At 68.8% G+C, this 16,732-nt stretch carries 19 protein-coding genes and 1 tRNA gene; 10 read left to right on the top strand and 10 right to left on the bottom strand.

Annotated elements, in window-relative coordinates; all coding sequences use genetic code 11:
- Positions 1-182: 182 nt before the first annotated feature.
- The 6 genes from O3X23_RS29510 to O3X23_RS29485 all read right to left on the bottom strand — a co-directional run bounded on the left by O3X23_RS29510 (position 183) and on the right by O3X23_RS29485 (position 6,017).
- The gene (locus tag O3X23_RS29510; RefSeq protein WP_269274837.1) at positions 183-1,028 is read right to left on the bottom strand and encodes a DUF1906 domain-containing protein; all 846 of its coding nucleotides are present in this window, start codon (positions 1,026-1,028) and stop codon (positions 183-185) included.
- Positions 1,029-1,090: 62 nt separating this feature from the next.
- Entirely contained in the window at positions 1,091-2,275 is a 1,185-nt protein-coding gene (locus tag O3X23_RS29505) for a lipid-transfer protein (RefSeq protein WP_269274835.1), read from the bottom strand.
- Positions 2,272-2,730: a MaoC family dehydratase gene (locus tag O3X23_RS29500; protein ID WP_269274833.1), complete on the bottom strand. Its 459-nt coding sequence runs from the start codon at positions 2,728-2,730 to the stop codon at positions 2,272-2,274. The genes O3X23_RS29505 and O3X23_RS29500 overlap by 4 nt, the downstream gene beginning before the upstream one ends.
- Complete coding sequence (locus O3X23_RS29495; protein WP_269274831.1) at positions 2,727-3,809, bottom strand: acyl-CoA dehydrogenase family protein; 1,083 nt, start codon at positions 3,807-3,809, stop codon at positions 2,727-2,729. The genes O3X23_RS29500 and O3X23_RS29495 overlap by 4 nt, the downstream gene beginning before the upstream one ends.
- Position 3,810: 1 nt before the next feature.
- A complete protein-coding gene (locus tag O3X23_RS29490) occupies positions 3,811-4,797 on the bottom strand; it encodes a bifunctional MaoC family dehydratase N-terminal/OB-fold nucleic acid binding domain-containing protein (RefSeq protein WP_443048013.1) in 987 nt (328 codons plus the stop codon).
- A gap of 35 nt (positions 4,798-4,832) precedes the next feature.
- Complete coding sequence (locus tag O3X23_RS29485; protein WP_269274961.1) at positions 4,833-6,017, bottom strand: acyl-CoA dehydrogenase family protein; 1,185 nt, start codon at positions 6,015-6,017, stop codon at positions 4,833-4,835.
- 306 nt (positions 6,018-6,323) lie between these two features.
- Here O3X23_RS29485 and O3X23_RS29480 point away from each other — a divergent pair, with 306 nt between their 5' ends.
- A complete protein-coding gene (locus O3X23_RS29480) occupies positions 6,324-7,184 on the top strand; it encodes a bifunctional DNA primase/polymerase (protein ID WP_269274829.1) in 861 nt (286 codons plus the stop codon).
- Between the two features lie 166 nt (positions 7,185-7,350).
- On the top strand, positions 7,351-7,581 hold the full coding sequence (locus O3X23_RS29475) for a hypothetical protein (RefSeq protein WP_269274827.1): 231 nt from the start codon (positions 7,351-7,353) through the stop codon (positions 7,579-7,581).
- 25 nt (positions 7,582-7,606) lie between these two features.
- Here O3X23_RS29475 and O3X23_RS29470 read toward each other — a convergent pair whose 3' ends face one another.
- Both O3X23_RS29470 and O3X23_RS29465 read right to left on the bottom strand, forming a co-directional pair.
- A complete protein-coding gene (locus tag O3X23_RS29470) occupies positions 7,607-7,861 on the bottom strand; it encodes a hypothetical protein (RefSeq protein ID WP_269274825.1) in 255 nt (84 codons plus the stop codon).
- 160 nt (positions 7,862-8,021) lie between these two features.
- Positions 8,022-8,107: transfer RNA gene (locus O3X23_RS29465), tRNA-OTHER, on the bottom strand.
- A gap of 638 nt (positions 8,108-8,745) precedes the next feature.
- Between O3X23_RS29465 and O3X23_RS29460 the strand changes: the two genes are divergently transcribed.
- A complete protein-coding gene (locus O3X23_RS29460) occupies positions 8,746-9,810 on the top strand; it encodes an LPO_1073/Vpar_1526 family protein (protein ID WP_269274823.1) in 1,065 nt (354 codons plus the stop codon).
- Between the two features lies 1 nt (position 9,811).
- On the opposite strand, the gene O3X23_RS29455 is transcribed toward O3X23_RS29460, so the two are convergent.
- Entirely contained in the window at positions 9,812-10,477 is a 666-nt protein-coding gene (locus tag O3X23_RS29455) for a YdcF family protein (protein ID WP_269274821.1), read from the bottom strand.
- The gene (locus O3X23_RS29450) at positions 10,474-11,268 is read right to left on the bottom strand and encodes a GntR family transcriptional regulator (protein WP_269274819.1); all 795 of its coding nucleotides are present in this window, start codon (positions 11,266-11,268) and stop codon (positions 10,474-10,476) included. Before O3X23_RS29450 ends, O3X23_RS29455 begins: the two co-directional genes overlap by 4 nt.
- Before the next feature lie 398 nt (positions 11,269-11,666).
- On the opposite strand from O3X23_RS29450, the gene O3X23_RS29445 reads away from it, so the two are divergent.
- The 7 genes from O3X23_RS29445 to O3X23_RS29415 all read left to right on the top strand — a co-directional run bounded on the left by O3X23_RS29445 (position 11,667) and on the right by O3X23_RS29415 (position 16,388).
- Positions 11,667-12,116 carry a transcriptional regulator gene (locus tag O3X23_RS29445; protein WP_269274817.1) on the top strand — a complete coding sequence of 150 codons (450 nt, stop codon included), beginning with the start codon at positions 11,667-11,669 and terminating at the stop codon, positions 12,114-12,116.
- Between the two features lie 89 nt (positions 12,117-12,205).
- Positions 12,206-12,499: a hypothetical protein gene (locus O3X23_RS29440; protein ID WP_269274815.1), complete on the top strand. Its 294-nt coding sequence runs from the start codon at positions 12,206-12,208 to the stop codon at positions 12,497-12,499.
- Positions 12,496-13,386 carry a protein spdB gene (locus O3X23_RS29435; protein ID WP_269274813.1) on the top strand — a complete coding sequence of 297 codons (891 nt, stop codon included), beginning with the start codon at positions 12,496-12,498 and terminating at the stop codon, positions 13,384-13,386. The genes O3X23_RS29440 and O3X23_RS29435 overlap by 4 nt, the downstream gene beginning before the upstream one ends.
- Positions 13,387-13,435: 49 nt before the next feature.
- The gene (locus O3X23_RS29430; RefSeq protein WP_269274811.1) at positions 13,436-13,750 is read left to right on the top strand and encodes a hypothetical protein; all 315 of its coding nucleotides are present in this window, start codon (positions 13,436-13,438) and stop codon (positions 13,748-13,750) included.
- Between the two features lie 4 nt (positions 13,751-13,754).
- On the top strand, positions 13,755-13,952 hold the full coding sequence (locus O3X23_RS29425; protein WP_269274809.1) for a DUF6257 family protein: 198 nt from the start codon (positions 13,755-13,757) through the stop codon (positions 13,950-13,952).
- Positions 13,949-14,146, top strand: a complete 198-nt coding sequence (locus tag O3X23_RS29420; protein ID WP_269274807.1) for a hypothetical protein — start codon at positions 13,949-13,951, stop codon at positions 14,144-14,146. The genes O3X23_RS29425 and O3X23_RS29420 overlap by 4 nt, the downstream gene beginning before the upstream one ends.
- An 85-nt stretch (positions 14,147-14,231) precedes the next feature.
- Positions 14,232-16,388, top strand: coding sequence for an FtsK/SpoIIIE domain-containing protein (locus O3X23_RS29415; protein WP_269274805.1), 2,157 nt, complete (start codon positions 14,232-14,234; stop codon positions 16,386-16,388).
- Positions 16,389-16,732 lie beyond the last annotated feature (344 nt).

Below are 16,732 nucleotides of genomic sequence, written 5' to 3'. Positions count from 1 at the left end.
CCCGCCCCTGAGGAAGACAGGGCCCAGGGTGGGGTCGGGAGGTGGGGTGAGGGGGACGGTGGTGTGGCCCGGCGAGGGGGTGGGGGACAGGGGGATCGCCGGGCGAGTGGGCTGGGGACGGTGGTGCGGGGACGGTGGGGGTGGGGACGGGACGGTGGGGTGGCCGGGCGAGTGGGGGTCGCCTAGCCGATCACGGCGACGGGCGCGTCGAGGAGGTCGCGGTCGATGGTGATCGTCCGGCCCCCGTACTGCTCGGTGACGTTCCCCGCGTACTGGTGGATGCGGCTGTGCGGCTGCCAGGCGTCGCGGGAGAGCGCCGGCTCGGCCTCCAGGGTGGCCGGGACGTTCCAGCGGGCGTACCAGACGACGCTCGGCAGGTCGCCGGCACCGGCGTTGCGGGCCTGCTCCATGTGCGCGATGCCGGAGTCCGCACTGCTGTAGAAGCCCGGGATGTAGCCGAGCCGGCGCACCTCCCTGTCCCAGGACTGGACGAAGGCGAGCGTCGCCGCCGTGCAGGACGCGATGCGGATGTCGTACGCCTCCATGTCCAGGTACAGGGCGCTGTTCTCGACGAAGCCGAGGTCATGGGCGCGATCGACGGCGTCCTTGGCTTCGTTCGTCCCGGCCTGCCCGGGGTTGGCGGAGTCGATCGCGAACGCCTTCTTCGCGTCGTTCGTCGTGCAGGGCGCCTGCGAGCCGACGTAGATCGGCAGAATGCTCCAGCCCGCGGTGTCCACCGTCCGCACCCAGGAGGGGGTGAGGTTCGGCTGCTGCGCGCAGGCGCGGGCCCGGCCGCCGAAGTACACGCCGACGGCGCCGTACGGGGAGGTGCCGCGCCAGGCCTGCATCGTGTCGGCGCTCGGGGTTCCGCAGGTCTCGAAGCCGGCGCCCTCGAAGAACCGGGCTCCGCGCAGCGATCCGGAGTTGGGGTCGGCCGTCGCGACTCCGGCACCGACCAGGCAGGCCAGCGACGCCACAGCCGACAGGACGGGAAGGAAATATCGAATAATCCGTTTTGTTCCACGCATGGCGCGAGTCAACGCGCCCCTCCCGGCGGCCTCCGGCAGACACGCCCGCCCCACCGCCCGTTTCAGCCGTCTGCCGTCAGCACCAGCCCCGACGTCGGAACGCCCGTCCCGGCGGTGATCAGCACGTTCGAAGCACCAGCCACCTGGTTGACGCTGCTCCCACGCAGTTGGCGGACGCCCTCGGCGATGCCGTTCATCCCGTGCAGATACGCCTCGCCGAGCTGGCCGCCGTGGGTGTTCACCGGCAGCCGCCCGTCGATCTCCAGACCGCCGCCCGCGGCGAAGTCCGCCGCCTCCCCCCTGCCGCAGAAGCCGAACTCCTCCAGCTGCATCAGCACGAACGGGGTGAAGTGGTCGTAGAGCACGGCCGTGTCGATGTCGGACGGCGTCAGCCCGGAGGTGCGCCACAACTGGCGGGCGACCACCCCCATCTCCGGCAGCCCCGTCAGGTCGTCCCGGTAGAAGCTCGTCATCTGCTCCTGCGCGCGGCCCGCGCCCTGCGCGGCGGCGGCGATCACGGCGGGCGCGTGCCGCAGATCGCGCGCCCGCTCCGGCGACGTCACGACGATCGCCTGGCCGCCGTCCGTCTCCTGGCAGCAGTCCAGCAGCCGCAGCGGCTCGACGATCCAGCGCGAGGCGGCATGGTCCGCGAGGGTGATCGGCTTGCCGTGGAAGTACGCGGCCGGGTTGTTCGCGGCATGGCGGCGGTCGGCGACCGCGACCGGGCCGAACACCGACGGATCGAGGTGGAAGGCGTGCAGGTACCGCTGCGCCGCCATCGCGACCCAGGACGCGGGCGTGAGGAGGCCGGACGGCAGATTGGCGCCGAGCGCCACCCCTTCGGCGGAGGGGTCGCGCTGCTGCACCCCCGATCCGAACCGCCGGCCCGACCGCTCGTTGAACGCTCGGTAGCAGACGACCACGTCGGCCACCCCGGTCGCCACCGCCATGGCCGCCTGCTGCACGGTCGCGCAGGCGGCCCCGCCGCCGTAGTGGACGCGCGAGAAGAACGACAGCTCACCGATGCCGGCCGCCTGGGCGACCGTGATCTCCGGGCTGGTGTCCATGGTGAACGTGACCATGCCGTCGACGTCGGCGGGCGTCAGCCCGGCATCGTCCAGAGCCGCCCGTACGGCTTCCACGGCGAGCTTCAGCTCGCTGCGGCCCGAGTCCTTGGAGAACTCCGTCGCCCCGATCCCGGCGATCGCGGCCCTGCCGCCGAGGCTGTCGCGCCTGCGGACGCTCATACGGCTCCCTCCGGGCTCCGGGCCGTGGTCGGGAGCACGGCGGTCACGGTGCCGGTGACGTGGTGCCCCAGCTTGTTGGCGCCGAGGACGGCGATCTCGACGGTGGTCGCCGGGGCGTCGCTGTCGACGGACGTCACCCTGCCGGTCAGCACCATCTCGTCGCCCGGGTGGTTCGGCGCGCCCAGCCGGATCCGCACCGACCGCAGCACCGCCGCGGGCCCGGCCCATTCGGCGATGTAGCGGCCGACCAGGCCGTTCGTGGTGAGGATGTTCATGAAGATGTCCGGTGAGCCCTTCTCCCGGGCGAGTTCCACGTCGTGGTGCACGTCCTGGAAGTCCCGCGAGGCGATGGCGCCCGCGACGATCAGCGTGCGGGTGATCGGGACGCGCAGCGGCGGCAGTTCGTCACCCGCACGTATGGAGTCGGCCGGTGCCCGGACCGGGGACTGCGTCATACGGACTCCTCCTCGTGCTGGTGCTCGTGCTTGTCCTTGTCTTCTTCCTTGTCTGCGTCCTTGTCCGGTGCGCCCAGCAACGCGCCGAGTTCGGCGAGCACTTCCGCGCCGCCGCCCAGATACGCGTCCAGTTGCCGCCCCCACAGGAAGTGCCGGTGCACGGGGTGCTCGAGGTCCGCACCGATCCCGCCGTGCAGGTGCTGCCCGGCGTGGACGACGCGTTTGCCGCCCTCGGACGCCCACCAGGCGGCCGTCAGGGCGTGCGAGTCGGCGGGCAGCCCGTTGTCGAAGCGCCAGGCCGCCTCGTAGGAGGTGACGCGGATCGCCTCGGTGTCCATGTACGCGTCGGCGGCGCGCAGCAGCACCCCCTGGTTCGTCGACAGCGGACGCCCGAACTGCTCGCGCACCGAGGTGTACGCGACCGCCAGCGCCAGCGACCCGGCGCAGACGCCCGCCTGCAGCCCCGCGAAGGCGGTACGGGCCCGCGCGAGCACCTGCCCGTAGGCGGTCCCGCCGCCGAGCGGCTCGGCGGGCGTGCCGTCCAGCACGAGCCGGCCGGCGGCCCAGGGGGCTGTTGTTTCGACGGGCTCGACGGACTCGGCGGGCCCCGCCCCGGAGGGGACCGGCAGCCAGAACAGCCGGGTCTCCCGGCCGGCCGCCGCGGGGACGAGGACGTGCGTGGCGTCACGCAGCCAGGGCACGGCGGGGAAGGTCCCGGTCAGCCGCCAGCCGTCACCGCTCGCGACGGCCCGCGCCGACCGGTGCGGGAAGGCGCCCGTGGCGACGTACGAACCGTCGCGCAGACCGGGCAGCAGCCGGGCGCGCTGCTCCTCCGTACCGTGCGCGCCGACCGGCAGCAGCCCGTACGCGCAGGTCGCGGCGAGCGGGATCGCGGCGGTCCTGCGGCCCGCCTCCTCCAGCAGCAGCACCAGGCCCAGCAGCCCGATCTCCTCGACGGCGGCCACCAGTCCGGCCTCGCACAGCGCCTTCCACGCCTTCAGGGGTTCGGCGCTGCGGTCGAGTATCGCGGCGAGGAGCTCGCTCGCCGCCCGCTGCTCCTCGGTGGGGGTGAAGTCCATGTCAGTCCTCTCCGGCTTCCACGGACCGGAAGACGGGCAGCGTGAACTCGTCGTCGACCGCCAGGAACTCGAGCGTCACGGGCAGACCCGCGCGCACCTTGTCGTACGGCACTCCCGTGACGTTGCCGAGGACGCGCACGCCCTCCGCCAGTTCGACCAGGGCGACCGCGTACGGCGGGTCGAAGGCGGGGAACGGCGGATGGTGCATGACGACGTAGCTGAAGACGGTGCCTCCGCCCGCGGCCGGGACCGTGTCCCAGTCCGGGGAGCCGCACGCGTTGCAGCCCGGCAGCCACGGCAGCCGCAGCGTGCCGCAGCCGGAGCAGCGCTGGATGAGCAGCTCGTGCCGCTCCAGCCCCTCCCAGTAGGCGGCGTTGTCGCGGTTGACGACCGGGCGGGGGCGCCGCGGGGCGGCCTTCGCCGCCTGGCCCTGCGCGGTCCTGGCCGGCGCGGTCCTGGCCGGCGCGGTCCTGGCCGGCGCGTACTTGAGGATGCGGAAGCGGTGGGTGCCGGACAGTTCGCCGTTCGCCCGGACGTCCATCCGCGTCGTGACGAAGTGGCCAGTGCCGAGCTTGGTGGTCTTGCGCGGCGAGATGGACTCGATGACGGCGTCGAACGTGATCCGGTCGCCGGGCCGCAGCGGCCGGAGGTACTCCTGCTCACAGTCGGTCGCGACGACCGAGGTGCAGCCGGCCTCGTCGAGGAGCGTGAGGACGGCGTCGTAGGCGCCGGCGCGCGCGGTGCCCGCGGTGTGGCCGGAGAGGCCGCCCATGGTCCACACCTGGAGCATGGTGGCGGGCGCGGAGCCGTCCGCGGGGACGGGGTGGCCCATCGCCTCGCACCAGTGGCGGATCATCGGCTCGTTGACCGGGTCCCTGCCCTCGCCGCCGGCCGCGGCGACCTGCCCCACGTGGACCGCGAGCCGCTCGTACAGATCGTCCGGAGCAGCCCGGCCGTTCCGGTCGCCGACCGCTGCCGCGTCCGTCACCGGCTGCCCCGGCTGCCCTCTCACCGCCTCGGCCGTCACCGCTTGCTCCTCTTCATGCCGAGCCGCATCGTCGCGACGATCTCCCGCTGGACCTCGCTGACGCCGCCGCCGAAGGTGTTGATCTGCGCGGCCCGGTTCATCCGTTCCAGTTCGCCGTTGTCGCCGCCCCTGATGAGTGCCGTCTCCCCGGCCGCTTCCTGGAGCGCGCGGTAGACCTCGATCGCGCTCTCCGTGCCGGCGAACTTCACGCCCGACGCGTCGCCCGGGGTGAGGGTGCCGGCGCCGACGTCCTGGACCAGGCGCCAGTTGAGCAGCCGGGTCGCGGAGAGCCGGGCGTGGGCCTCGGCCAGCCGGGACGCGACCCACGGGGTGTCGATCCGGCGGGTGCCGTCCTCGTCGGGCGCGCGGGCGCTCGCGAGCGCCGCGTCGTAGAAGTCCTCGGCCTGCATGCCGATGGCGGCCAGGGCGACCCGCTCGTGGTTGAGCTGGTTGGTGATCAGCGACCAGCCGGCGTTCTCCTCGCCGACGAGGTTGCCGTACGGGACGCGGATCGCGTCGTAGTACGTGGAGCTGGTGGTCTGGCCGCCGACGGTGTGGATCGGGGTCCAGGAGAAGCCGGGGGCGTCGGTCGGGACGAGGATGATCGAGATGCCCCGGTGCTTGGGCGCCTCGGGGTCGGTGCGGCAGGCGAGCCAGATCCAGTCGGCGCCCTGGGCGTTGCTGGTGAAGGACTTGGTGCCGTCGATCAGCCACTCCCCGCGGCCGCCTTCGGCTTCCCCGGGGACGCTTCTGACGGCGCGGGTGCTGAGGGAGGCGAGATCGGTGCCGGCGTCCGGTTCGGTGTAGCCGATCGCGAAGACGCAGTCGCCGGAGAGGATCCGGGGGAGGAAGTACTCCTTCTGCGCGGCCGTCCCGTACTTCATCAGGGTCGGGCCGACGGTGTTGAGCGTGACCATCGACACGGGCGCGCCGGCCCGGTAGGACTCGTCGAAGAACACGAACTGCTCGTCTGGGCCGCGCCCCTGGCCGCCGTACTCGGTGGGCCAGCCGAGGCCGAGCAGGCCGTCGGCGGCGATCCGGCGGAGGAGGCCCCGGGCGAGCGGGCCGCCCGGCGGCTCGGCCCGGAGGGCCTCGCGGGTCTCCTCGGGTATCAGGCGGCCGAAGTAGTCGCGCAGTTCGGCCCGTAGCCGGCGCTGGCGCGGGGTGGGGGCGAGGTGCACGGCAGCGGCCTCCACGGGGGTCGGCAATTTCTGACTGACCGTCAGATTCTCCGTCCTGCCCCACCCCTGTCAAGACATGAGAAGTTGTCCACAGGCTGTGGATGAAAATTCACCACCGCCGACCGGGCCGCAGGCGCCGGGCGACCAACCATGATCCACCAGCCCGTCCTCCCGGGGGAACGCCGCCGCGCGGCGGCACCGGAACGCCGCCGCGCGGCCGTGCCTCCGACCCCGGCCGCACGAGCCCGCGACGCCGCCCACCCGCGCCCCCTCCCTTTTATCGAACATATGCACGAAACTAGACGCATGGCCTCTTCCGTCCTGCACACCGCCGCGCTCGCCAACGCCCTGGCCGCCGCTTCGCGGCAACTGGCGGTCATCCCGCTCTCCCGCACGAAGCTCCCCGCCGTCCGCTCCCCGCACCGCGGCGACTCCCCGCCCGTTCGCTGCGTGGGCGCCTGCGGCCGGCTCGGCCACGGGGTGCACGACGCGACGACCGACCCCGCCGCCGTCCGCGCGCTGTTCGCCGCCGCCCCCTGGGCCACCGGCTACGGCATCGCCTGCGGCCTCGCCCCGCACCACCTCATCGGCCTCGACCTGGACGTCAAGCACGGCCTGGACGGCGTGGCCGCCCTCACCGCCCTGGCGCGCGAGCACGGCTTCGCCGTCCCGGACACCGTCACGGTCCTCACCCCCAGCGGCGGCCGCCACCTGTGGCTCGCCGGCCACGCCGGGACCACCGTCCCCAACTCGGTCGGCCGGCCGGGCGCCGCCCCCGGACCCGGCATCGACATCCGGGGCCACGGCGGATACCTCGTCGGCCCCGGCTCCATCACCAGCGCCGGCCGCTACCTGCTGGACTCCCGATCGCCCGGCCTTCCGGCGGCCCCGGTCCCCGCCAGGCTGCTCCGCCTCCTCACCCTGCCCCCGCCCGCCTTACCCCGCCGCCCGGTCCCCCGGCACTCGCTCGCCCTCGTCCGGTTCGTCCGCGACTCCCCGCGCGGCCGGCGCAACTCCCGCCTCTACTGGGCCGCCTGCCGCGCGTACGAATCCGGCAGCGGCGACACCCTCGCGGCCGCCCTGATCGACGCCGCCACCCGGGCCGGCCTACCCCGCCAGGAAGCCGCCGCGACCATCGCTTCCGCCGCGCGCCAGGCTGCGCCGTAATTCGAACACGTGCTTGAATTGCCAGGTCGTGACACGTCCGGGCTCGCGCCCGCGCCACGCACGGCGCTGCGCCGGATCACCGCTCCACGGAGTCCGCCGTCAACTGACCACCCGGGCCCCGGCCTTGGACCCGCGCGAGAAGCGTGACGAACGAGAGGGCGCGGCCATGAGCGCGGACGCGCCCCGGTACCTGACCGATCGGCAGGAGCAGATCGCGAAGGTCATCGTCGAGTGGACGGACCTCTACGGCTACCCGCCGAGCGTCCGCGAGATCGGCGCGGCCGTCGGCCTGCGCAGCCCCGCGACGGTCGCCCACCACCTGCAGATCATGGAGAGCATGGGCGTCCTGACCCGCGTCCCGGGCCGGCACCGCTCCTACCAGGTACACCGCCCCTGACAGAACGACGAAGGGCCACCCGCGCTCACCGGGCACCCGGACGACGGCGGCCCAGCAGGGAGCCGCCTGCGAGGACCAGGCCGATGGCCAGGACCTTGGCGGCCTGGTAGTAGCCGGTCGCCAGGTTCTCCGGGGTGCCGGGCAGCCGGAGGAAGACCCACGCTGCCGCGAGAACCCCGAAGGCGATCAATCCGACCGCCCCCCACGTCCCAAGGTCCGCCCACCAAGGCCCCGGGCCAAAACCCCGCTCGTCGGTCTGCTCAACGTCCTTGTCGGTCAACGGTCTCTTCTCCTGTGCGTGTAGTCGCGGATCGAGAGAGAAGACGCAGGCCCGGTACGGGAGGTTCACCGGGCCGGGCGTTCGGTCCCAGGAGTGAACGCAGAAGGGGTGCCTCTCTGGGAGAGGCACCCCTTCTGAGCTGGTCCTGAGCTGACCTGGGCGGAGGATGTGAGATTCGAACTCACGGTGACATCGCTGCCACGACGGTTTTCAAGACCGCCATGTATGACGGCTCCGCAAGCCCCCTGACCTGCGGCGAATGCAGCTGACGCCGCTCGCTGCTGTTCCGTTGGCCGCAAGTTGGCCAATCGGGCGAAGATACAGAGGCCTAGCGGCAGTCTTCGTCGTGGTGCTCTTGGGGTGGCCAGAAGCACGTTCGCGATCCTGGCGCGGTTTCGGAATCCTTGATCACGATGACTCACGAGAAGGATCCACCCTGCCAACTAACCCGGATTCACCTGAGTGCGATTTGACCGCGTACCCCTCCCCTACGAGGACAGCAGTCCGGCAACTGTTGGAATCAACCATCTACCAGACGAGATGTCGAGCCGGTGGCACACTGAGTCCATGACACCTACTGCACGTCGCGTGTGGCTATGGATTTCACTCGGCCTCTTTGGCCTTCTGCTTTCTGGACTCGGTTACTACTTCTTTCGAGTGGGCCTGGATCGGGCCAACGGAGTTGCGGGCGTGCTAGGCCTCTTCGTCGGCATCGCAGGACTTGTCCTGGCGGGATACTCCATCTACCAGGCAAGGGCGTCAGGCACCCATGGTTCCAATGCCCCCAGCCGCATGAGCCAGAGGAGCGGCAGTAATTCAACCAATCTACAGTCCTCAGGTGATATCAACATTGGGGACAAAAACAAGCTCGGAGGCAACACTCCGTGACATGGCTAAAACAGAAGGCGGGAAATAATTCCCAACTAGTACAGGCGCAAACAGCAAATTTCGGAGTAAGCGTTCAGGACGTTGAGTACATCTTCCTGAAACTATTTGAAGATAAATTTTCCAGCTATTCAACGGAAGCATTCAGCAAAGCAAAGGAGAGGGTCGAGGAGTTCACGATCAACTTCCTGAAAGAGCTAAACGAAGAATCTCCGGAGTCCATCGAAAACATCAAAGATCCCGGCGTCCAGTCGGCAGTCCTAGAGGCCGAGTCTGGTTTTGCCAAGACCGGCGACGAAAACCTCGGTGAGATTCTAGTCTCAATGCTCGTGCAAAGGACGAAGCAAACAGAAAGAAATTCGAAGCAACTTGCTTACAATGAAGCCATCTCGGTTGCGCAAAAACTCGCGCCACGCCATTTGGACGCACTTACCCTTCTATTCTTCCTGCGCAATGTGGGATTTAACCAGTGGGATGTTGATCCGAACTATCTTTATCAACGGATTGACGCGTTCACTAACCCGATTATCTCCAATCTTCCGGTAACAAAATCTGACGTCCAATATTTGGTCGCAACTAGCTGCGCCACAACTTCTACCCTGGATGAAGTAACCTGGCCCTATGCAATGAAGAAGCGGTATCCCGGCGTATTCACAAAGGGCGTATCACTAGATAGTCACCCCGAGCTGGAAAAGTACATGGAGACTGGTCGAAGTGGTCTACTAATCATCCCATACAATGATCAACAAATTCCCGATCATGGAAAATTTCAAGTGAACGCAGTCAATGAAGAAATGCTGACGAAGAAACGGGAGACTTATGGACTGTCCGATGCGGAGTTCAGCGAGCTACACGCAGCCATGCAGGTCAGCCCCATGGACGATGACGAGGTCGTAGCCTTGTTGAAGCAACGGATCCCGTCGGCCGCATTAGTGCACGAGTTCTGGAGTGAAACCGGGCTGTCGCACTGCCAACCTACAATTATCGGAACGGCTATCGCGCATTCAAATTACAGAAGGATACTTCCCGCGTTCGATGCATCTATTGACGTTTGGATTAACTAGGTTAGCCCTGCTTGCGGCCGCTAGGAATAAGTCGACTCGTGAAGCCAGTGCGACACAGTCGCTCATAGGCTACGACAATTTCAGTGGGTACTTCCTGAAAGATCATCATCCCTCGTGCGGGATAGACTAGGAGTCGCTGTAGCGCACCCACCATCATGTCAATCACCAGATAGGCATCCTGAATAGACTCCACGTATTCCTCGAAGCCCTTCTCTGCGGATGCGCAGACGAACTCAACGCTCGGCCACAATTTTTGGGCCGTGGCATAAGCGCGCCGTTCCTCGTATGGCTTGCTGATCAACAGGACGGATGAGATGGTGACTCCCGACTCTTCGAGCAGCTCGCGCGCAAAGGTAATGTTCTGGCCCGTGTTACGAGCTCTAGGTTCTACGAGCACGACGGAGCCGGGAATGCCAAGCTGGAGGGCTCGCTCTCGGTAGTGGACCGCTTCGCCTCGCGGCATGAGTTCCTGAGTCGTCGGACTTGTCGCCCCAGTGAAGACAACAAGCGGCATCATGCCGCGCCGATAGAGGTCCGCTGTCGTATCCGCAACGCCTAGGTCATGACTACCCAAGCCGACGGCGACTGAGCATGGCCGTGGCTCATGGTGCATCCGGAGGAAATCCCAGAGCCGTTGAGCGTCGGCCCATGCCTGCGCCGAGATCACTGCCCTTCCCCTACTTCCTGTGCCGAGTCGGGAATCTTGAAGTCGTAGGCCCACATGAAGCGTGAGGCGGCGTGCACGCCGATGGCGAACTCGACCACGGTGCCATCGGCGGTGTACGTGGTCCGGTGCAGTTCGACCACTGGTTCTCCAGCCGGAAGCTGGAGTAGCTTCGTCTCTTCCGGCGTAGGGACTCTTGCGAACAGCTCCTCCCGCATGTGGTCGATCTCGTAGCCCGCGTCGTACAGCACCCGGAATCCGCCGCCCCGGCCGGCTGGTCCTGGCGAAGGGTCGACGATCCGAGTCCCCTCGACATGCTCCGGCCGGTAGTAGCTGGTCAGGGTATGCGTCGGCTGCTCGCCTTCCTTCACGAGCCGCGCCCGTGCATATACCTGGTCACCAGGAGCTAGACCATGCGCGGCAGCAACGGCCGCCGTGGCCTCTATCAACGTCACGGACTGGGTTTGCTCGCCCCGGCGGTATGCGCGGCCTGAGGCCACTCGATCGGCGATGAAGGCGACCTCGTCACCGTCACGCCATTTGGCCTTGTCGTACCGCTCAATGCCGATGCGCTTGAGCGGAGTCTGCGGGCGCACGACTGTGCCATGTCCGCGCGAGGACGTGACGAGCCCTTCCGCCTCCAACGCCTTGTAAGCGGCGTGAACCGTGGACTTTGAGCCCTCACCATTCTCAACCAGCGTGCGGATATGAGGCAGCTGCTGGCCCGGGATGTAGTCGCCGTTCTTGATCTGCTCGGCCAGCTGGTCTGCCAACTCTCGCCACTTCGGCGCCATGCCGAACTCCCTTCGACAGGACAAGTCAAACACAGTCCCAGGACTGTTGACAGTCCCAGGACTGTGAGGCATGGTCGTAGCAGTCGCCCGCAGTCCTAGGACAGCGAAGCAACTGAGTCGAAGGGTCCTCTTTGGGCTGCTTCGAACTGCACGCCAAAGGAGCCCCGGACAGATGGGGCTGAGGGCCCCGGATCCCTGGTCAACCGGAGGGCACAGACCGAAAGGTCACGTCTCTTGCCCAAAACGGGAGCGCGCTCCCGAAGGAGACAACACACGTCAAACATCGGTGCCGCTTCACGTAGTACCCCCGGTTGCCTCCCCCGGCCGTCTCAGACGGCCGGGGTTGAGGGGAGCCGGATGAGTTCTGTTCAGCCCTCCAACTCTTCGGGAGTCCCGACATGGCCGTCTCCTCGTTTGCCGCCGTGTTCATCGCCCTATGGGTGGCGCACTCGGTGGGTGACCACTGGGTTCAGACCTCTCACCAGTCCTGCACCAAGGGCCGCCCCGGCTGGGTCGGCCAGCTCGCCAATGCTCGGCACGTTGCAACCCTGACCGCTACCAAGGTCGCTGTATTGGTCCCCTCAGCCGCGCTGCTCGGACTGAGCCTGTCGCCAGTCGGTGTGATTGCCGGACTGGGCATCGACGCTCTGTCGCACGGGTGGGCTGATCGTCGCACCACCCTCGCATGGCTGGCCAAGGTCACCGGCAAGAGCGGGTTCTACCGGCTCGGATCCCTCCGGGCCGGCCACGACGACAACCCCACCCTGGGCACCGGCGCCTACGCGCTGGATCAATCCTTCCACCACCTGTGGCTGCTGGTCGCGGCCCTGCTGATCGCCGTCATCTGACCTCGCCCCACACCCGGGGCGGCGGAGCTCCCAGCCAAGGACAGTCCCGCCGCCCCGGCCCCTCCCCTTCATATTTCTGGAGACTTCTCATGCGGAACTACGTGGGGCATCACCGTGCCCTGACCCCGAACGACTTCCTCGAACTCGCCCTCGGCACCCCGCTGGAACTGTGGCTGGGCGAGGACGGGGAGAGTGAGCAGGAGCGGGCCGCGCGTGAGGCGGCGGCCCGCGACATCCTCGCCGACGACCCCGCCCTGTACGACCGCACCACCGCGCTGGCCTCCGAGACGCTTAGTCAGTGCCTGCCGGACCTGCTCAAGTTCGCACCCGTCGTCCCGTCCGCCGCGGTTCGCCGACGGCGCTCGAAGGGGCTGGCGGCATGAGGTGGACCGCGCGGATGAAGAAGGCGCTGACCGTGGCTCCGGCCGTCGCGATGACGGTCGTGTCGATGGTCCTGACCTTGGGCGTGGTGGTGATGTGGCTGGGGCAGGCGATGCCGTGGCCGGTTGCCCTGGTCGTCGGTCTGGGCCTGGACGGCGGTTGGCTGGCAACGCTGGCCTACGAACGCCGTCTTGCCGCACAGGGTGATCACTCCCGGGCGGTGACCGCGGTCGGCTGGTGCTTCGGCCTGATGGCCACCGGCGTCCTGGTCACGCACGCGCTCACCGCCGCTGGGTCGGTCGGCGCGTGGCTGGCGGTGTCGTGGTTGCCGGTCGCTGCGAAGGCGCTGTGGCTGGTGCACGGGTTGTGGGAGCGCACCGCGCTGACCCCCGATGCGCTCGCCGCGATTGCCGAGATCCAGCAGGAAGCCCGCGACGGCGCGGCCGTTGCTCGCGCCCGGCTGCGGGCCGAAGCCACCACGGAAGAGACCCGGCTTACGGCCGTGACGCAGGCCGGCGCGCGCGTCGCACGCGTCCAGGCACAGACCGCCGCCACCCTCTCGCAGGCGTGGTCAACGCTGGAGAAGACCCGTGCGGGCGAGGACACCGCACACGCGCTGACCTGCGTGACGGCTCCCGTCACACCTGCGTCACGCCCCCGCTGGGAGCTGCCCGTGTGGGGCCCGGTCGAGCCGGTCGCCGCACTGGACGCACCCCAACTGGATGACACCGACCTCGATCGGATCGTCGCTCACATCCTCAGCGCGCAGACGCCCCCGCCGTCCTACCGGGAGCTGGCCGCGCGCTTCCGCTCCGCCGGCCACACCGCAGCCGAAGTGCGGCTGCGGTCCTCGTGGAAGCGACTGACCGCAGCCTCCACCACCGGCTGACGGCACCCGCGCTGCTTTGGACGCCGTCCTCATGCGAAAGGCACGGTCCATGACCGACATCAGCAAAGCGTCTGCCGAGGCGGTCGAAGCCGCCCGGCAGAGCGAGCACTTCGCGGTGATGCTCGCCGCAATCCAAGCCGCACAGATCGCCCAAGCCCAACAGGCGCCCTCGCCCGCGCCGGCCGTGCTGCCCCAGCAGTCCGGAGCGGGCACGGCGGGCAAGTGGCTGGCCATCGGCGTGGGCGGTTCCATGCTCATGATCACCGTCGCTTTCGCCGCGGTCGCCCTCGCCATCGCCGCCGCGTGCATCGCCCTGGTGGCCCTGGTCGTCTACGGCATCTACCGCGACATCCGAAGGCGGTGACCTCATGATCCGGACCCACCCCAACGACCCGCCCTTGACCGCGTCCGAGACCGCCCGCGTGGCCTGGCTCATCGCCCGCATGACCAAGCGCGCCGTGGCTGGTGAGGACGTTGACCAGCGCGACTTGCAGCGCAGGTTGGACCGCATTTTGGACGGCGCCCGCAAGCGCGCTGAGAAGACCACCAAGGAGAACCGCACATGAGCGACGCCGACCTGAATGCGCGCCTGCTGCGCGCCGCCCTCGAACCCCGGCACAAGCTCAAGAGCACCAACACGCGCAACCGCAACGACCACTACGAAACCACGTGGGTGTGCACCTGCGGCAAGAGCGGCACCGTGCGCGGGATGCGCGCCGCAGGTGAAGAAGCGCACCGCTCGCACCGCTGGTACCGCTGACTTCGCCCCGGAACGGCCGTCATCCGCCAAGACACCGGCCGCTCCGGGCCCCGCCCTTCCCGATGGAGAAAGCAGGACCCCCAGCATGTCCGAGATCATCCGCCTGGACGACCACCGACCCCACCCGAAACCCCACCTGACCAAGACCGACACCCCGCCCGTGCCGCCGCGCGAGGTCCTGGAAGGGACCGTCATCCCTTCCACGTCCATCACCGCCGACCCGCCGTCGGTGCCGCTGTGGCGCCGGACCGCCCACACCGCGCGGGTGGTCGCCACCGACGACCGCACCCGAACCGCCGCCCGCGCCGCCGTCCGGCACTCCGCCTACGTGGCGGGGGGCGGGCGCATCCTGGCCAAACGCGCCTGGGATGGGCGGACTGTGGCCCGGCATGAGCGCATGATGCGCGCCGCGGAAGCCTCCGGGCAGCATGAGGTGGCGATGGAGTGGGAGCAGCGCGCCGCGCTGTTCCGGCAACAGCGCCACCAGCGGCGTATGGATTTGCTCACCGCCCCGCAACGCATCGCCAAGGGTGCTGCCGTCGGTGCCGGCGCGAGTGTCGGGGGCCTGCTGGCGCTCGGTGTGGTGCTGGCCATCGCGGAGCACGACGTCACGCAGGTGATCGCGCCGACGATGTTCACCATCGACTTCATCCGCCTAGTGGTGCTCATCGTGTCCGTCATCTGGGGCCCGGCGCTATGGCTGGCCCCGTGGGTGACGGTGCTGGCGTTGTGGAACACCGGCCGCCGCGGACAGGCCGCGCCCCAGTGGGCGCTTGCGGCGAGTGAGCAGAGCAAGCGGGATGTGGTGCCGGATGAGGGCGCGATCCTGGACGCGCTGCGGCACTTGAACATCGGGCCGCTGAACCAGGCGTTCAAGGCCGGATGGCAAGCCCGGTGGATGCAGCCCACCACCCGGCTCGGCAACGGCTGGCACACCCGCCTACAACTCCCCATGGGCGTCACCGTCGAGATGATCAACGGGAAGAAGGACGTTCTCGCGCACAACCTGCTGCGGCTGCCGGTCGAGACGTGGCCGACCGAACCGCACGACCTGCCCGGCACCCTCGATCTGTGGGTCGCCGACCAGGGCTCACTGTCCGGGGCGGTGCCGCCGTGGCCGTTGCTGACGGAGGGGACCGCGGACTACTTCAAGGGCGTGCCCGTTGGCGTCTCGCAGCGCGGGGAACCGGTCATGGGCAAGCTCATGGCCGCGAACTACATGGTCGGCGGGATCATGGGCTCCGGAAAGTCGTCGCTGGTCGTAGGCCTGCTGCTGGGCGCGATGCTCGATCCGCTGGTCGAGATCGACGTCTACGTCATGGCCTACAACGTCGACTACGACCCGATGCAGGACCGGTTGCGGACCCTGGTCAAGGGCGACGACGACGAGCAGGTCGAAGCAGCGCTGGAAGCGCTGCGGGACCTGCGCGAGGAGGTCACCCGGCGCGGCAAGCTGCTGGAGGAGATGGGCGGCGACACCGTCAAGCTCACCCGCAAGCTCGCCGAGCAGGACCCCCGCATGCGCCCGCGGGTGGTCGTCTTCGACGAGTGCCACGAGCTGTTCGAGCACAAGAAGTACGGTCCGGAAGCCGCCGAACTGGCGGTCAAGGTCCTCAAGAAGGCGCGCAAGGTCGGCATCACCTTGCTGTTCGTGACGGTGTCGCCGACCGCGGCGAGCATCCCGAAGGATGTCACCCGCAACACCTCCCACCGCGTCGCGTTCGCCGTCGGCGACCACGTCGCCAACGACGGGCTGCTGGGGACCGGCAAGCACCGCGCCGGCATCACCGCCACCACCCTCAACCCGGCCGAGAACGTCGGCACCGCCCTGACGGTGGGGTTCACGGGCAACGCGTTCGAGCTGATCCGCGCCTACTACGTCCGCAAGGACGCCGAAACCGACCAGATCACCCCCGTCGTGCTGCGGGCGCTGGCGCTGCGGGACGGGATCACCCCGGCCGCCGCCGCGCCGGCGGCTGGTGAGCTGGTGGACCCGCTCGCCGACATCCTCGCCGTCCTGGGCGATGCCGACCGGATGCGGACCGACGAGGTCCGCCAGCAGCTTGCCGAGCGCAACCCGCGCCACTACCGGTCCTGGACCGCCTCCGACCTCACCCGCGTCCTCGACTCGGTCGACGCCGCCCCGTACAAGTCCGGCGGCGTCATGGTCGTCAACCGAACCAAGGTCCGCGACGCGCTTCACGACCGCGACCGCGACACCGCCGAAGGTCACGGTGAGTGAAGGGAGGCGGTGAGGGAGGCGGGGAGTTCTCCCTCACTGCCTCCCTCACCCCGCCTCCCCAATCTGATCTGCACCGACACCCACACAGGGAGTCAGGGAGGCACCCTCCCGCGACCTGCGGAAATCCCCGAAAACCAGGGTCCGTGGGGAAGCTCTGCCTCCCTCCCTTCACCCACAGTGACCGACTCCGAGAGGAGAACGTCCCGTGTCTGCACTGCCAACTGGAGTTCACGCGGGTTCCTTCGCGATGTGCCTGCCGATTGAGGTGCAAGTGGGGAGGTAGGAGCCCTCCTATCAGGCTTGATTGGTACGCGTGAGATGTTCGCAGTAACTGGCACATTCTG

This window comes from Streptomyces sp. H39-S7 (genome assembly GCF_027158205.1).
In the GTDB taxonomy this organism is placed as follows: domain Bacteria; phylum Actinomycetota; class Actinomycetes; order Streptomycetales; family Streptomycetaceae; genus Actinacidiphila.
The sequence above is the reverse complement of the archived record's forward strand: the minus strand, read 5'-3'. Positions and strand labels throughout refer to the sequence as shown.

Bases quoted from the DNA above. Each gene is read 5' to 3' on its own strand.
- O3X23_RS29415 (WP_269274805.1), top strand. From the start codon at position 14,232: ATGTCCGAGATCATCCGCCTGGACGACCACCGACCCCACCCGAAACCC.
- O3X23_RS29450 (WP_269274819.1), bottom strand. From the start codon at position 11,268: ATGGCGCCGAAGTGGCGAGAGTTGGCAGACCAGCTGGCCGAGCAGATC.
- O3X23_RS29435 (WP_269274813.1), top strand. From the start codon at position 12,496: ATGAGGTGGACCGCGCGGATGAAGAAGGCGCTGACCGTGGCTCCGGCC.
- O3X23_RS29445 (WP_269274817.1), top strand. From the start codon at position 11,667: ATGGCCGTCTCCTCGTTTGCCGCCGTGTTCATCGCCCTATGGGTGGCG.
- O3X23_RS29480 (WP_269274829.1), top strand. From the start codon at position 6,324: ATGGCCTCTTCCGTCCTGCACACCGCCGCGCTCGCCAACGCCCTGGCC.
- O3X23_RS29420 (WP_269274807.1), top strand. From the start codon at position 13,949: ATGAGCGACGCCGACCTGAATGCGCGCCTGCTGCGCGCCGCCCTCGAA.
- O3X23_RS29440 (WP_269274815.1), top strand. From the start codon at position 12,206: ATGCGGAACTACGTGGGGCATCACCGTGCCCTGACCCCGAACGACTTC.
- O3X23_RS29505 (WP_269274835.1), bottom strand. From the start codon at position 2,275: ATGAGCGTCCGCAGGCGCGACAGCCTCGGCGGCAGGGCCGCGATCGCC.
- O3X23_RS29475 (WP_269274827.1), top strand. From the start codon at position 7,351: ATGAGCGCGGACGCGCCCCGGTACCTGACCGATCGGCAGGAGCAGATC.
- O3X23_RS29430 (WP_269274811.1), top strand. From the start codon at position 13,436: ATGACCGACATCAGCAAAGCGTCTGCCGAGGCGGTCGAAGCCGCCCGG.
- O3X23_RS29510 (WP_269274837.1), bottom strand. From the start codon at position 1,028: ATGCGTGGAACAAAACGGATTATTCGATATTTCCTTCCCGTCCTGTCG.
- O3X23_RS29500 (WP_269274833.1), bottom strand. From the start codon at position 2,730: ATGACGCAGTCCCCGGTCCGGGCACCGGCCGACTCCATACGTGCGGGT.
- O3X23_RS29425 (WP_269274809.1), top strand. From the start codon at position 13,755: ATGATCCGGACCCACCCCAACGACCCGCCCTTGACCGCGTCCGAGACC.
- O3X23_RS29495 (WP_269274831.1), bottom strand. From the start codon at position 3,809: ATGGACTTCACCCCCACCGAGGAGCAGCGGGCGGCGAGCGAGCTCCTC.